At 44.1% G+C, this 14,485-nt stretch carries 12 protein-coding genes and 2 pseudogenes; 8 read left to right on the top strand and 6 right to left on the bottom strand.

Annotated elements, in window-relative coordinates:
• Positions 1-70 precede the first annotated feature (70 nt).
• From ACIPK1_RS00070 to ACIPK1_RS00045, 6 genes and pseudogenes are all read left to right on the top strand, one after another.
• Positions 71-1,360, top strand: a complete 1,290-nt coding sequence (locus tag ACIPK1_RS00070; protein WP_005234924.1) for an ABC transporter substrate-binding protein — start codon at positions 71-73, stop codon at positions 1,358-1,360.
• A 61-nt stretch (positions 1,361-1,421) separates the two neighbouring features.
• Positions 1,422-2,297, top strand: a complete 876-nt coding sequence (locus ACIPK1_RS00065) for a carbohydrate ABC transporter permease (protein ID WP_005225588.1) — start codon at positions 1,422-1,424, stop codon at positions 2,295-2,297.
• 2 nt (positions 2,298-2,299) lie between these two features.
• Positions 2,300-3,115 (top strand): annotated as a pseudogene (locus tag ACIPK1_RS00060) (carbohydrate ABC transporter permease); the annotation flags it as partial.
• A gap of 40 nt (positions 3,116-3,155) precedes the next feature.
• A complete protein-coding gene (locus ACIPK1_RS00055; RefSeq protein WP_016613525.1) occupies positions 3,156-5,348 on the top strand; it encodes an alpha-galactosidase in 2,193 nt (730 codons plus the stop codon).
• Between the two features lie 190 nt (positions 5,349-5,538).
• On the top strand, positions 5,539-5,817 hold the full coding sequence (locus ACIPK1_RS00050; RefSeq protein WP_008378829.1) for a (4Fe-4S)-binding protein: 279 nt from the start codon (positions 5,539-5,541) through the stop codon (positions 5,815-5,817).
• Entirely contained in the window at positions 5,805-6,077 is a 273-nt protein-coding gene (locus ACIPK1_RS00045; protein WP_005234932.1) for a GNAT family N-acetyltransferase, read from the top strand. Before ACIPK1_RS00050 ends, ACIPK1_RS00045 begins: the two co-directional genes overlap by 13 nt.
• Before the next feature lie 69 nt (positions 6,078-6,146).
• Here ACIPK1_RS00045 and ACIPK1_RS00040 read toward each other — a convergent pair whose 3' ends face one another.
• The 5 genes from ACIPK1_RS00040 to ACIPK1_RS00020 form a co-directional block, all read right to left on the bottom strand.
• A complete protein-coding gene (locus tag ACIPK1_RS00040) occupies positions 6,147-7,901 on the bottom strand; it encodes an ABC transporter ATP-binding protein (protein ID WP_139960102.1) in 1,755 nt (584 codons plus the stop codon).
• Positions 7,898-9,628, bottom strand: a complete 1,731-nt coding sequence (locus ACIPK1_RS00035) for an ABC transporter ATP-binding protein (RefSeq protein WP_061054370.1) — start codon at positions 9,626-9,628, stop codon at positions 7,898-7,900. The genes ACIPK1_RS00040 and ACIPK1_RS00035 overlap by 4 nt, the downstream gene beginning before the upstream one ends.
• A gap of 52 nt (positions 9,629-9,680) precedes the next feature.
• Positions 9,681-10,223 carry a GNAT family N-acetyltransferase gene (locus ACIPK1_RS00030; RefSeq protein ID WP_400449621.1) on the bottom strand — a complete coding sequence of 181 codons (543 nt, stop codon included), beginning with the start codon at positions 10,221-10,223 and terminating at the stop codon, positions 9,681-9,683.
• Between the two features lie 149 nt (positions 10,224-10,372).
• Positions 10,373-10,732, bottom strand: coding sequence for a hypothetical protein (locus ACIPK1_RS00025; RefSeq protein WP_016621521.1), 360 nt, complete (start codon positions 10,730-10,732; stop codon positions 10,373-10,375).
• 73 nt (positions 10,733-10,805) lie between these two features.
• Positions 10,806-11,738: a helix-turn-helix transcriptional regulator gene (locus ACIPK1_RS00020; RefSeq protein WP_400449619.1), complete on the bottom strand. Its 933-nt coding sequence runs from the start codon at positions 11,736-11,738 to the stop codon at positions 10,806-10,808.
• 77 nt (positions 11,739-11,815) lie between these two features.
• Between ACIPK1_RS00020 and ACIPK1_RS00015 the strand changes: the two genes are divergently transcribed.
• The gene (locus ACIPK1_RS00015; protein ID WP_086373142.1) at positions 11,816-12,280 is read left to right on the top strand and encodes a VOC family protein; all 465 of its coding nucleotides are present in this window, start codon (positions 11,816-11,818) and stop codon (positions 12,278-12,280) included.
• A 193-nt stretch (positions 12,281-12,473) separates the two neighbouring features.
• Positions 12,474-13,628: an LCP family protein gene (locus tag ACIPK1_RS00010; RefSeq protein WP_034868433.1), complete on the top strand. Its 1,155-nt coding sequence runs from the start codon at positions 12,474-12,476 to the stop codon at positions 13,626-13,628.
• A gap of 99 nt (positions 13,629-13,727) precedes the next feature.
• Here ACIPK1_RS00010 and ACIPK1_RS00005 read toward each other — a convergent pair.
• Positions 13,728-14,485 (bottom strand): annotated as a pseudogene (locus ACIPK1_RS00005) (ISL3-like element ISEfa11 family transposase); the annotation flags it as partial.

Here is a 14,485-nt window from a genome sequence, read left to right as displayed (position 1 = left end):
ATAACCGTTGAATACGGTTACAAAATCAGTGTATAGTTAGCCTTGTAAATAAAAGGAAAGAGGGATAAAAATGAAAAAACTACTTGCATCGATGGTAACGGCGGCTGCAGTGCTGACTTTGGCGGCTTGCGGAAACAGCAACACAAGCTCTGGGGATTCCGGCGAGTCCTCAAACAAAGTCACGGTCTGGGCATGGGATGAGACCTTCAACATCAAGGCAGTCAATGAAGCCAAAAAAGTGTATGAAAATCAAGATGTCGATGTGGAAGTTGTGACGATGTCGCAAGATGATATCGTCCAAAAATTAAATACTAGTCTGGCATCAGGAAATACGGACGGACTGCCAAATATCGTCTTGATCGAAGACTACCGCATCCAAGGGTACCTTTCTTCTTATCCAGATGCGTTTAGTGATCTAACGGATATCGTGAATGAGGAGGATTTCTCCAGCTATAAATTTGCGGTCAATAAAGTCGACGATGTCATTTATGGGGTGCCATTTGACAGTGGCGTCGCAGGACTATTTTACCGCACAGATTATTTGACCGATGCAGGCTATGAGCAAGCGGATCTCCAAGATATTACCTGGGATGATTTTATCAGCATTGCCAAAGATGTCAAAGAAAAAACGGGTCACGCTATGATGTCGTTAGACCCAAGCGATCTTGGCTTGGCACGAATCATTATGCAATCGGCAGGCGAATGGTATACCGGTGAAGATGGCTCCACCGTGACCATCAAAGACAATGAATCCTTCAAAGCCGGTCTAACTGTCTTGGCAACATTGTTGAATGAAGGCTTAGTTGAACAAGTTTCCGATTGGGATGGCGGGGTCAATGCTGTTCAATCGGGGAATGTTGCGTCTGCGCCAACCGGTGCGTGGTATTCTAGCACAATTCAAGGCGCTGAAGATCAAAGCGGCAAATGGGCGATCGCTCCGATCCCATCCATCGCTGGCGATAGCAATTCAGTCAATGCTTCCAGCATCGGCGGAGCAGGCTGGTACGTGATCAAAGGGGTTGACGGCGAAGAAAATGCCAAAGACTTTTTAGCCAATACCTTTGCTTCAAACAAAGAATTGATGGGTACACTAGCTACCGAGATCGGTTTGGTTTCAACCATGAATGCTGCAGAAGAAACGGAAGAATATACGTCGGGGCTTGATTTCTATGGCGGTCAAAAAGTCTTCCAAGATTTCTCTCAATGGTCACAAGAAATTCCAGCCGTGAACTACGGCAATCACACCTATGCCATTGAATCTGTCTTGACTGAAAGCTTGCAACGAGTGATCAACGGCGAAGACATCGATAAAGTATTAGAAGAAGCACAATCACAAGTGGAAGCACAAATTGCAAACTAATCGAACAACTTTGCAGAAACTCGTGAGCGATCGCGAGTTTCTGTGTTAAGGGGGAATTACAATGAAAAACAAAACAAAAAATTGGTTTGCAAACGGCAATGCCTTTATTACCTTACCCGTCATTTTGATCACGATGCTGGTCTTTATCCCGATGGTCTCGGCATTGTTCACGTCATTCCAATCAGGACCACCGACAGCGATGACCTTTAACGGTCTTGGCAACTATCAGCGGATGTTGAGCGACTCAACCTTTAAAAAAGCCTTTGGCAATACGTTTTTATACTTATTAGTCCAAGTTCCGATCATGCTCTTTTTGGCGCTGATCGTATCGAACATATTGAATGACAAAAAATTGAAATTTAAAGGGCTGTTCCGCACCGCCTTGTTTTTACCATGTATCACATCCTTGGTTTCTTATTCCTTGATCATGAAAAGTCTCTTTTCGGCAAACGGGTTAGTCAATAACTTTTTGACGCAGCTACACCTGATCGATGCGCCGATCCAATGGTTGACAGATCCTTTTTGGGCAAAAGTACTGATTATTTTTGCCATCACGTGGCGTTGGACCGGCTACAATATGATCTTTTTCATCTCAGGCATGCAGAATATCGATCCAAGTATTTATGAAGCGGCAGAGATCGATGGCGCTTCAAAATGGGATCAATTCTTCAAAATCACGATTCCCAACTTGCGTCCAATCATCCTATTTACCACGATCACTTCAACGATCGGTACGCTGCAATTATTCGATGAAGTTCAAAATATCACTGGCGGTGGACCAGCCAATGCCACGACGACCTTGTCACAATATATCTACAATTTGAGTTACAAATTCACGCCAAACTTTGGGTATGCCGCTGCGGTCTCCTTTGTCATTGTGATCGCGATCGTGATTTTATCGATCATCCAAACGAAAATAGGAGGAAAAGAAAATTGAAAACAATCTCACTCACTTTAAAATACGTCTTTCTGGCGATTTTGGCTTTCATCTCTATTTTTCCATTTGTTTGGATGATCCTAGGGATGACCAATCAAACCTTTGATATCGTTGCCGGGAAAATCATGATTGGGGCTCAGTTGGTCATCAACTTCCAAAATCTTTTTTCTTCCGATTTGAATTTTACTCGGGCATTAGGAAACTCAGCGGTGATTGCCGTGATTACGACCTTCTTTGCACTGTTGTTCTCCTCCATGGCAGGGTATGGCTTTGAGATCTATCGGACGAAAACCAAAGACCGTATCTTTAATATTCTATTGCTGTCGATGATGGTGCCTTTTGCCGCGCTAATGATCCCGCTCTATCGGATGTTCAGCAAGCTTAGCGGCACACCAATCGGGATCAATACCTTCGCTGTCGTGATTTTGCCCTCGGTCTGTACCGCCTTTTTGATTTTCTTTTTCCGCCAAAACATCAAGGCATTCCCTAGAGAATTAGTCGAAGCTGCTCGGATCGATGGCTTGAATGAACTGAGTATTTTCTTTAGAGTCTACATGCCGACGGCTAAAAATACTTATGCAGCTGCCGCGATCATTACGTTTATGGGCAGCTGGAACAATTATTTGTGGCCATTAGTTGCCTTGCAATCACCAGACAAACGGACCGTTCCACTGGTTCTTTCGGCTATGGGTGCTTCTTATACACCTGATTATGGCATGATGATGTGCGGCATTGTGATCGCCACACTGCCAACGGCCATCATTTTCTTCGTTTTACAAAAACAATTTGTCCAAGGTATGCTGGGATCCGTGAAATAAACGGAGTATCAGCGAACAATTATAAAGTAGAGGGTACGATATGATTCTTTTTGACAAACAATTAAACGTCTTTCATTTAAGCAACGATCAAATCAGCTATCTCATACAAATAGAAGAAGGGGGCAATGTGGCACACCTTTATTTTGGAAAAAAAATCGCTCATTATTCTGGCGGCTATCGTTATCCACGTCTTGATCGGTCCTTTTCGCCCAATCCCCCAGACAGCAGCGACCGACTTTTCTCATTAGACACCTTGATGATGGAATTTCCTGGCAACGGCTTCGGAGATTTTCGAGAAGCAGCTTATAGGATTCGCCAGTCTAACGGTAGCCGAGTCAGCCATTTTGTCTTTAGTGATTACCAGATTCAACAAGGCAAACCCGCCCTAGCAGGATTGCCTCAGACCCATGGTGCCGACGACGGGATCGAAACACTGATTCTGTCCTTAAAAGATGATGTGACGGGACTCGAACTGCAGCTGTTTTACACGATTTTCGAGGATGCGGCAGTGATCGTCCGCTCAAGTAAAGTAATCAACCACGGAAACCAGCCTGTTACGATCGAGCAGCTGGCGAGTCAAGCGCTCGATTTTCCTAACCGTCCCTTTGATTTGATCCACTTGCCGGGGGCATGGGCGAAAGAACGCCAAGTCACCCGAGAACCAATCAATCGCGGCATCAAGCGTTTGGACAGCAAGCGTGGTTCCAGTAGCCATCAGCAAAATCCCTTTGCCGTCATACTGGAACCTAATGCTACGGAGTTTGCTGGGGAGTGTTTTGGTTTTAGTTTGCTGTATAGTGGCAACCATGAAATTATCATCGAAAAAGATCCTTACCATCAGACTCGTGTGATCATGGGGATCAACAGCCATCAATTTGCTTGGCAATTGCCGCCAACTGAAAGCTTTCAAGCCCCAGAAGCCGTGATTGCTTATAGTGAGGCTGGCTTGAACCAGCTGTCAGCCACCTATCATGACTTTTATGATGAGCATTTGATTCGGGGCAAATACAAAAAGCAAGAACGGCCGATCCTGATCAATAACTGGGAAGCAACGTACTTTGATTTCAATGAAGAAAAACTGGATGCCCTCGTTGATGAAGCGAAGGAGTTGGGAATCGAACTGTTTGTTTTGGATGACGGCTGGTTTGGTCAGCGAGAAGATGACCAAACCTCATTAGGCGATTGGTTTGAAAACGAAGGCAAGCTAGCTTCTGGCTTGGCAGGATTTGCCCAAAAAGTCCATGACAAAGGGCTGCAATTCGGGCTTTGGCTGGAACCAGAAATGGTTTCGGGCGACAGTGAACTGAACCGACAACACCCCGATTGGCTGTTACAAGTACCAAATCGCAAGCCAGCGCTTAGCCGCAGTCAGTATGTGTTGGACTTTTCTCGACAAGATGTCAGAGACCATCTCTATCAGCAATTATCCCAACTGTTTGATACGGTTGCCATCGACTATATCAAATGGGACATGAACCGCAGTCTGTCGGATGTCTATTCCTTGCTCCTCGATCCTGCCCAGCAAGGGGAGGTCGCGCATCGCTATCTGCTGGGCTTGTATGAGTTCCTAGAGAAACTGACCACTGCCTATCCGACGATCCTGTTTGAAGGCTGTTCTGGCGGTGGCGGGCGCTTTGATGCCGGTTTCTTGTATTATATGCCGCAGATTTGGACCAGCGACAACACCGACGCCATCGCCCGCTTGAAGATCCAGTACGGTACCAGTCTGGTCTATCCGCCATCCACCATGGGTGCGCATGTCTCAGCGATCCCGAACCATCAGACCCAACGGGCAACGGATCTAGCGATTCGCGGCAATGCTGCGATGTCTGGCTTGCTGGGCTATGAGCTTGACTTAACACAGCTGACAGAAGAAGAAAAAACGCAAATCAAAGAACAAATCACTTTTTATAAAAAACATCGGCGCCTGCTGCAGTTGGGCCGCTTTGTTCGACTGCTCAGCCCTTATGAAGGCAATGACGCCGCCTGGCTGTATGTTTCTCAGGATAAAAAAGAAGCGATCGTCTTTTACTTCCGAGTTTTAGCTGAAGCCTCTGCACCATTGGTTACTTTAAAGCTGGCTGGTCTTGATCCTGACCTCACCTATCAAAGTGGGGGCGAGAACTTCGGTGGCGATGAATTGATGCAACTCGGGTTATATATCGATCCTCATTTAGCAGGGGATTACGCCACGCAGCGGTTTCATTTTGTTGCAAAAGTGCCCCACGAATGAAAAAAGCGTTCCGTCAAAACATGCTGTTTTGACGGAACGCTTTATTGTGCTGCCGCAAGCTTTTGGCTAATGATCGGCAACTGAGAGGCTATTTTAGAACAAATGATTTATTTTTTTCTCGAGAAGTCGTATGATGAAGGAGGAGGCAGGCAGTTTGCTTCTGACAATCAGTAAGAGGAGGGTGTTCAACATGGACGAACAGCCACTAGCGAATGAAACAGAAGAAGGGTTGATTGCTGCAGGATATCGGAAGTATCGTGGTGAAGCGATCGATATTTATTACAACAAAGAAATCTGCACCCACAGCGGTAATTGTGTGCGGGGCAATCCCGCCATTTTTGAAGTTGGACGGCGTCCCTGGGTGATTCCTGATAATGGGGAAGCAGCCCAAGCGGCACAAGTGATCCATACCTGTCCAAGCGGTGCATTAAAGTATGTGTTAAAGGAGGAACAATCATGGAAATCTTAGAAGAAAATGCTCGATTTGTGTTAAAAGACGGTGACAAAGAAATTGGTGAAATGACGTGGTCAAAAGCCGGTGAAACGCGTATGATCATTGATCATACCTTTGTCGATCCTGCTTATCGGGGACAAGGACTCGCCGAAAAATTAGTGGCAAAAGGGGTGGAAAAAGCCCGCAAAGAACAAAAGAAAATCATTCCTTTGTGTCCCTTTGCCAAAAAAGAATTTGAACGCAAACCAGAATATGCCGATGTTTGGAACCAATAAATCAACCAAAACAACCCCCACCAACTCAAGAGTCTCTCTTTGAGGTGGTGGGGGTTGTTGTATGACTGATCAATGTTGGAATTGAGCATGGTACAGGCGATAGTAATAGCCTTGTTCTGCCAGTAATTCTTCATGGGTTCCTTGCTCCACGATTTGACCGGCATCCATTACAAGGATCTTGTCTGCTGCTCGAATCGTTGATAATCGATGGGCGATCACAAAGCTGGTTTTGCCTTCCATCATTTTCAAAAAGGCATCTTGAATTTTTTTCTCAGTCAGAGTATCAACCGAACTGGTTGCTTCATCCAAAATCAGCATTGGTGGGTTACTGATCATCGTGCGGGCAATCGTCAATAGCTGTCGTTGTCCGTCAGAGATCTTGATGCCTTGATGACCGATCGGCGTATCTAGTGTTTCTGGTAAGCGCATCACATATTCATACATATAGGCATGCTTTAGGGCATCATAGATTTCTTCATCTGTGGCAGTGTCATTTCCGTATTGCAAGTTTTCTCGTAAAGAGGCATCAAAAAGCCATGTATCTTGCAAGACCATTCCGAAGCTTTGCCGTAATTCTTCTCGTTTCAACTGACGAATATCGGTGCCATCGATCTTGATCGCGCCTTTATCGACATCATAGAAACGCATCAACAAATTGACCAACGTCGATTTACCGGCACCGGTTTTTCCGACGATTGCGACGGTTTCTCCAGGTTTTGCAGTAAAAGTGAAATCTTCGATCAATTTTTGACCAGGATCATAAGCAAAAGACACCTCCTCAAAGGCAATCTCGCCTTTGATCTCTCCCAGTGATTGAGATTCTTGATCATCGGCTGTTTCTGGCTCTTGATCCAACAGCTCAAAGGTTCTTGAAAGTCCAGCCAATGCCGTTTGGATCTGGGTCGTAATTCCTGACAATTCAATGAATGGTTTCGAAAACTGACTGGAGTAGATCGTAAAGCTGGAAATCATCCCAACCGTGACAGCACCTGTACCAGAAAAGTAAAGCAGACCGCCGACAAAGCCGACTGACAGATACGCCAAATGATCGACGAATCGTGAAAGGGGATTGGTCAAAGAAGAAGAAAACTGTGCCTTTTGCCCCCGGACATTCAATTCTTGGTTGATCGTTTCAAAACGGTTTTGGTTGATGGTTTCTCGATCAAAGGCTTTGACGATTTTTTGATTGCCGATCATTTCCGTAACAAAGCCAGAAATTTCGCCGACGATTTCTTGTTGCCGAGCAAAATGCGATTGTGACGTTCGTGCCACGATCCAGTTGACCAAAAAGATGATCGGGGTCGAAACCAATACGACCAACGTTAAGGGCACACTCATTTGCAGCATGACGACTAAGGCGATCAAGACGACCGAAATACCAGAAAACAGCTGGTTGAAGACTGCAGCGACGGCAATGGAAATATTATCCATGTCATTGGTAAAACGACTGACGATGTTGCCGTGGGAGTTTTGGTCATAATAGCGCAAAGGCAATGTATTGAGATGCGCAAAACCTTTTTTGCGCAAATCGGCGACAGATAAATACGCCACGCGGTTACCCAGTCGCTGGATCAACCATTGACTGACCACAGTCACTAAAACCACTCCGGCAAACAGAAGCAAAATACGATAGAGAGTGCTAAATTGCACTTGATCAGCACCTATCAGCTGATCGACGGCTTGACCAATCTGATACGTCATATAAACCGAGGAGACGCCAGCAGCGATCCCGAGGACAACTGCTGCCCAAGTTTCCTTCGCATAGGCAGTCAAATAAGGGAGGTAGCGACGAAAGGCCGACCAATCGAATGATTTCTTTTTCATGCTTCTTCCTCCTCTGCCTGTGATGCCACGATTTCTTGGTATTCTTTTGAAGATGCCAACAGCTCTTCATGGGTCCCTTTGCCTACCAAATTCCCTTGGTCTAAGACTAAGATCTGCTGCGCATCTTGAATGGAGCGAACCCGTTGAGAGATAATGATGACCGTGCCACGAATGCTTTCTTTTAAAGCCATCCGCAAATCAAGATCGGTTTGATAGTCAAGGGCGCTTAGGGAATCATCCAAAATCAAGATATCTGGTTTAGCAATCAACGCTCTGGCGATCGTTAACCGTTGTTTTTGTCCCCCAGAAAAGTTCTTGCCACCTTCAAAAATCGGGGTATCCAGTTGCTGCGGCAAGGCTTCAACGAAGTCGCGGCTTTGAGCGATTTCGAGTGCTCGCCAACACTCTTCATCGGTGGCCTCTTTTTTGCCCCATTGCAAGTTTTCTCGAATCGTTCCCGTAAACAGCACGGCGGTTTGAGGCACCATGGCGATTTTTTGGCGTAATTGCTGTAAAGGCCATTTCCGCACATCGTGTCCGTCAACGATCACTTTGCCATCTGCCACATCGTAGAAGCGGGGGATCAATTGGGTCAAGGCAGATTTCCCACTCCCGGTTGGTCCAGTGATACCTAAAATAGACCCCGGCGCGACTTGGAAATCAATGTTTTTCAAGGCTAATCCGTATTCTTTTGAAAAGCGGAAATCAACGTGCTCAAAGCGAATCGCTCCGACGTTGTTTTTCGGCTGATCCATAAAGACTTCTGAAAGCTCGTCGCCGATCGACGGCTCAGTGGCTAACACTTCGTTAATCCGTGAACCAGATGCTGCCGCACGGGTAAAGATGATCACTAAGTTGGAAACCACGATCAACGCTAAGAGCATTTGATTCATGTAATTGACCAGTGCCAATACTTGTCCTTGCTGCAAATTGCCAATATTGACCTTGAATCCACCGATATAAAACAACGCGATAATGCCGACATTCATGATCAAGGTGGTGGCAGGCGTCAATAAGGCAGAGAGATTTGTGACCCGTAAATAGACCTCACTTAAATCATCAGTTGCCTTATCAAAGCGTTTCGTTTCCGTTTTTGTGCGGGCAAAGGCACGAATCACCCGAATCCCGCTTAAATTTTGACTAACTAGCTCATTCAACTCATCTAAATGGACTTGAACTTTCTTATACAATGGCACGGTTTTGGCGATGATCCAGAATAAGACGATACAAAAGAGCGGTAAAACGAGTAGGAAAATCAAGCCAGCTTGCCAATCAATGACAAAGGCCATAATCACAGAACCGATACTTAAGAAGGGCGCCCGGACAACCAGCCGAATCAGCATCGCCAAAGCAATCTGCATCTGATTGATGTCGTTGGTCATTCGAGTAATCAACGTATCAGTACCGAATAAGTTCAGTTCGCTATGGGAAAGGGTGTTGATTTTTTTCATCAAGCGATTGCGTAATTCTGTCCCGAATCCTTGAGAAGCGACGGAAGCATAATACTGACAGATGACGGCACAGATCATTCCTACCACGGACATCACGATCATCCAGATCGTCATTTCAACGACTTTCGACCAATTGTTTTGCCGTAGCCCCTCATCGACTAAAGCGGCCATCTGTAAAGGCAGGACCAATTCAAACACCGCTTCTAAAAATTTGAAAAACGGACCAAGAATAATCTGTTTGCGATAATCCTTGGCGTAGCGTAACAAGCTTATCATAAAAAACCTCCTAAATTATTGCGGATGAGCGGACTTGTTCATCCTCATGAGCTTATGAGTGAACTTCAGCAAGATGTTCACTGACTAAACAGGCAAAAACCAAACTATCGGTCCATTCCCCCTTGTTCCACCAGTCTTGGATAAAATGTGCTTCTTGGCGCAATCCAATCCGTTGGCAAAGCTTGGCTGAGGCCTGATTGCGGGCATCTAGCGTCGCTTGGACCCGATGGATCTTCTGACTGGCAAACAACCAGTCCAACAACTCTTTCAAGGCTTCTTGAGCAAACCCTTGTCCGCCAAATGACGGATGGAAGGCATAGCCGATTTCAACGGAAGACGGCTGACCAGTAGACCACACCGACAAATCGCCGATGACCGTTTGATCGTGTAGTACCGCCAAAGAAAGACCTGCTTGGTCCGTCAAGATGTGCTGTTGACATTTTTTGGCAAAAGACGCCGCTGCCGTTTCTGTCTGCCAAGGCTCATGAAGTAAGAAACGGCAAACTTCCGCTTGCTGATAAATAGCAAAGGTATCGGCAAAATCACTTTCTTGAAACGGACGGATCGTTAACCGTTCACTTTCCATACATACCATAGACAGCCTCCATTTCTTTAGGGACATCTTACCATAGAACGAAATAGCCGAAAACATTATCAGAAAAATACAACAACTTTCTTGTAAAAGAGTGTAAATTTCATGAAAATTCTTTCTTTTACAATTAGAACTTGCCAGTTGCTGCCTATTTACCACGCCTGCCAGCGGGCAAGAAAGGTTTTTTGCCAATCCCCCAAGGGCAAAATCACTCGCTGCATTTGAAAACGGTAGGTTTCCCCTTTATAAGTAAAGCGAATCGGGACGAGCATCCCTACAACAGGATCTTTGTGCTGTTTTTTTAGCTCAGCAAGCGGCACGATTTTGTGCTGCAGGACTTTTGTCGAGAAAAGATTCAATGCCAAAATCGTCAATTGCTGATCATCTAAGACGAGCAGGGTACGGCTGGTGATGGCATTGAAGGACTGCCATTTTGCATAGCCGATCACAGCTCCTTCCGTCAAATAGGGGGCTGCCAACGCTTGGAAGGTTTTTTTATTTAAAAGAAACATGGGTAGAAAACTCCTTATAAGTAAGAATCGTTTTAGGCAGAGTGTCAACCATCATCGAACAGCGTGAAGACGCTTAGTCAGTTGTAAATGGCTGCAGCATCCGCCGAACTTTTTCAGTATACGCCTGTTTGAGGGCTAACGGTTCGATTTCTTTGATGGTTGGCCCAAATTGCAAGAGAAAGTCAGCTAGAAAATCAAGCTCATTGTCGGCAATGTGTCCTTCTAAGCAAAGATCACTAGGACGTTCCACCACTGCCATATCAGGATATTTTTCTTGCCACAAGCGTTCCTTTGCCGATAGATCAAAGCGGATGTGATAGCCCAGTGTTTGTGTCAACACTTGTTGCTGCAGCTGTTTTTCAGCTAACTGCTGCAAGGTATAGCCTGTTTTTTCAGTCGGAGCAAGTCCCTGCATTGCATCACAGCGATAGCGGCGAAAGGCCTGCTTTTGACAATCAAAGGCCAAACAATACCAGTAACCAGCACGAAAATCCAGCTGATAGGGTTGTACGGTCTTGTTCGTTTTTTGATAACGCTGATAGGTAAATTGGATGACCTGTTCTTGTACGATCGCTGAAAAAAGCGCTGAGAGGATCGGTGCACTCGTCAATTGAGGCACCCCTTGAAATGAAACCGCCGTCTCCATTTTTTCTAACCAGTCGGTATCTCCTTGATAAAAAGACTGCAAAAGTTTTCGCCGCAGCCCTTGATAGCTCCGATCAAAAGGAGAATCGGATAATTTTTGTAAGAGCTGTAAAGCAAAGAAAAGGGTATAACGTTCATTTTTGTCAAAGTACAAGGGGGTCAGTTGATTTTTTAAGATCTGATAGCCGCCATAACGACCGGTTTCTACCACGAGAGGCAAGCCCAGCTCTTCCAACGATTGGACATCGCGGACGGCTGTGCGTTTTGAAATCGCAAAGGTTTTCATCAAATCAGCTAGATGAAAAGTGGTTTTTCCTTGTAAATACAATAGCTCCTGAGTTAAACGTTCTGATTTTTTCATTTCTTTCTCCAATGGTGCCAAGTTTTGGCAATATTCACAGTTACACTTATGGTAACAAGAAAAGGAGGAACCAACAAATGATCGAACCAAAAATCGCTTTATTTTTAACCTTAGACGGCAAAGCCCAAGAAGCCATCCACTTTTATCAGGAAACATTAGACGCGACCCTCTTATTCGCCATCACCAACCAAGAATATCAAGAAAAACTTGATCCAACACTGGAGATTCTTGCAGGTCAAGAACAGTATCTTTCTCATTCCATCCTACAAATCGGAGATTTCCAGTTGCAGCTGGCTGACAATCCATTGATCGAAGGGGAGCCCATTCAAGCAGGGAATCACTTATCCTTGAGTTTGACGATAGACGACACCAAAACAGCTCAAAAGCTTTATCAACGACTAGTGGAAAAGGGCAGTCAGGTGATCCAGGCACCTAGTGAAAATCCGTTTGCGTTTTTTTATGCAAGTGTTCGCGATCCATTTGGTGTAATTATTCAGCTTACTGTCGAAAAAGAAGTTGATCCATCAAAAAAGGGTGAATGAAAAAAATCGTTTTTTAATAAAATATCCATAGAAGTTGACTAATTATCCAGCTTTCTTTCATCATCAGAATTATTTTTAAGGAATGTTTAAAGGACTTCACAGAAAAAGAATAAAACTTCTTAAAAAAATAGGCGGATCGCAAAAATTCTGGTACAATCGGGGAGAGCAATTCAGGAGAAATGAAGGAGGCACTATGGATAGAAAGACGAGATATAAACAGCAAAGAGCCCACAAAGCGCGCAACAAACGCGTGATTATTGGAGGAATCTTTCTTTTCGCCATTGCAGGCATCGTTTTATTTGCCGGCTATACGTATTATGCAGCAAAAAATTCAGTGGATAAAATGTTTAAAGAATCCGCTGTGATAACCTCTAACAAAGAAAAAGAGGATGGATCACTCAAAACATCCGATGTAAGTTCTAAGTTCGGTGTTTTATTGATGGGTGTCGATAATGATGAGGAACGTGAACAAACAGATCATTTAGACAGTGCACGTACTGATAGTTTGATCTACATGGTTTATGATGGCGAAAATAAAAAAATCGATATGGTCAGCATCCCGCGGGATATTTGGACGAATATCTATGATGGAACTGGAACAGGTACAATCTATACCACAGCAAAAATCAATAGTGCTTATACAGTCGGAGAAGAAGATGCCACGATCGAAACCGTTCAAAATTATTTGCAATTGCCAATCGATTACTATGTAAATGTGAATTTCATAAGTTTTAAAAAAATTATTGATGCAATTGGTGGTGTAACTGTAAATGTCCCTTACGACATAAATCAAGATTATGCCGCAGATAACTCTGGGGAAACATTGATTCCGGAAGGTCGTCAGTTGTTGAATGGTGAGCAAGCTTTGATTTTTGCGCGTATTCGAAAAATGGATACCGATGTTGATCGGGGAAATCGTCAGCAAGAAGTCATTGAAGCAGCAATTCATCAGGCTTTAAAAATTAATAACGTGACGAAATATCAAGAAATTTTAGATTCTGTAAGTAATGACGTAAATACAAACTTTAAATTTGAAGATTTAGTTTCCCTTGCTGGAAATATGATTTCAGGATTTGAAATCAATAGTCATACCTTTGAATGGTATGATGGGGAGTCTTACGATGGTCAGTCCATTGTGTACATCCAAGACTACTCTTACAATGAAATCCGAAACGACATGCTTAAGGCATTAGGCAAGCAGACAGAAGAACAGAGTACCCAAAATCAAAACACAGATGCTCAGACAGGATACGACGACGGGTCTCAAGGAACAGGTTATGGCAGCGAGTACGGTACTGACAACGGAACGGGCTATGGCACGGAGTATGGATCAGATTCAAATTATTAATGAAGTATAATTATCTGGGCTCTTTGTCAATAAGGACTGATGAGTTGTGCAAAATCAAATCTGGGTCAGAATGAACCTCATTCTGGCTCAGATTTTTTGTTATCTTACTTTGATTAATTGATTGATCAAAAAGATTCTAATTCTCATGTTCTCGAATGATTTAAATCCGTAGGATACTCGTTTCATTGTCTTTATGTGGGTATTCTTCGCTTCTATTTTTCCATTGGAATAAGGATAGATCATTGCGTTGGTGATGCCTTCTTCATAGGTCAGAAGGTTTTGAAGCTTTTCCCGAAAGCTGTCATCCAACGTTTCGGGAAGTTCTGCTAATAAGGAGAAAAATAAGTCAGGGTCTTTGTCTCGAAAGGCTTCAACTAATTCATGAAAAAAGGGATACGCCTCCTTTAGGGGCGTAGAAAACTCAAGCAATCGATCAATCATCATTGCTTCAGTAAGAAATGGGTATTTTGGTGCTCGGAAACTTTTCCATGTTTTGTATTCATAATGGTTGATGTTTGCACGATTTTTTAGCAAAAAGCGCCAGTTCTTTTTCAGTTTTTCTGCCTGGCGTTTCTGTCCTGCTTTACGAAGTTCATTCATTTCACGGATACGCAACTCATTGAACGCTTGATTCATGTGTTTGACAATATGAAACCGATCAATCACTACTTTCGCATTTGGCAAAACACGTTTGGTGAGCTGGAAGTAGGCGGCGTTCATGTCTGTCACCAAGAATTCTACTTCTTCTGGATTGGTACACTTTAAGAAATAGCTTGTTAATCGAGGTAATTTACGCGTAGGCAAAACATCTATTAATTTTCCTGTTTCGCCATCCGCGCAAATAAAGCTCATCTTAT

The organism is Enterococcus sp. NPDC086594 (genome assembly GCF_044746145.1).
Taxonomy (GTDB): Bacteria; Bacillota; Bacilli; order Lactobacillales; family Enterococcaceae; genus Enterococcus_D; species Enterococcus_D entomosocium.
The sequence above is the reverse complement of the archived record's forward strand: the minus strand, read 5'-3'. Positions and strand labels throughout refer to the sequence as shown.

What these genes read in the sequence shown, in the direction of transcription:
- ACIPK1_RS00070 (WP_005234924.1), top strand. Translation starts at nt 71, where the DNA reads ATGAAAAAACTACTTGCATCGATGGTAACGGCGGCTGCAGTGCTGACT.
- ACIPK1_RS00065 (WP_005225588.1), top strand. Translation starts at nt 1,422, where the DNA reads ATGAAAAACAAAACAAAAAATTGGTTTGCAAACGGCAATGCCTTTATT.
- ACIPK1_RS00055 (WP_016613525.1), top strand. Translation starts at nt 3,156, where the DNA reads ATGATTCTTTTTGACAAACAATTAAACGTCTTTCATTTAAGCAACGAT.
- ACIPK1_RS00050 (WP_008378829.1), top strand. Translation starts at nt 5,539, where the DNA reads ATGGACGAACAGCCACTAGCGAATGAAACAGAAGAAGGGTTGATTGCT.
- ACIPK1_RS00045 (WP_005234932.1), top strand. Translation starts at nt 5,805, where the DNA reads ATGGAAATCTTAGAAGAAAATGCTCGATTTGTGTTAAAAGACGGTGAC.
- ACIPK1_RS00040 (WP_139960102.1), bottom strand. Translation starts at nt 7,901, where the DNA reads ATGAAAAAGAAATCATTCGATTGGTCGGCCTTTCGTCGCTACCTCCCT.
- ACIPK1_RS00035 (WP_061054370.1), bottom strand. Translation starts at nt 9,628, where the DNA reads ATGATAAGCTTGTTACGCTACGCCAAGGATTATCGCAAACAGATTATT.
- ACIPK1_RS00030 (WP_400449621.1), bottom strand. Translation starts at nt 10,223, where the DNA reads ATGGTATGTATGGAAAGTGAACGGTTAACGATCCGTCCGTTTCAAGAA.
- ACIPK1_RS00025 (WP_016621521.1), bottom strand. Translation starts at nt 10,732, where the DNA reads ATGTTTCTTTTAAATAAAAAAACCTTCCAAGCGTTGGCAGCCCCCTAT.
- ACIPK1_RS00020 (WP_400449619.1), bottom strand. Translation starts at nt 11,738, where the DNA reads ATGAAAAAATCAGAACGTTTAACTCAGGAGCTATTGTATTTACAAGGA.
- ACIPK1_RS00015 (WP_086373142.1), top strand. Translation starts at nt 11,816, where the DNA reads ATGATCGAACCAAAAATCGCTTTATTTTTAACCTTAGACGGCAAAGCC.
- ACIPK1_RS00010 (WP_034868433.1), top strand. Translation starts at nt 12,474, where the DNA reads ATGGATAGAAAGACGAGATATAAACAGCAAAGAGCCCACAAAGCGCGC.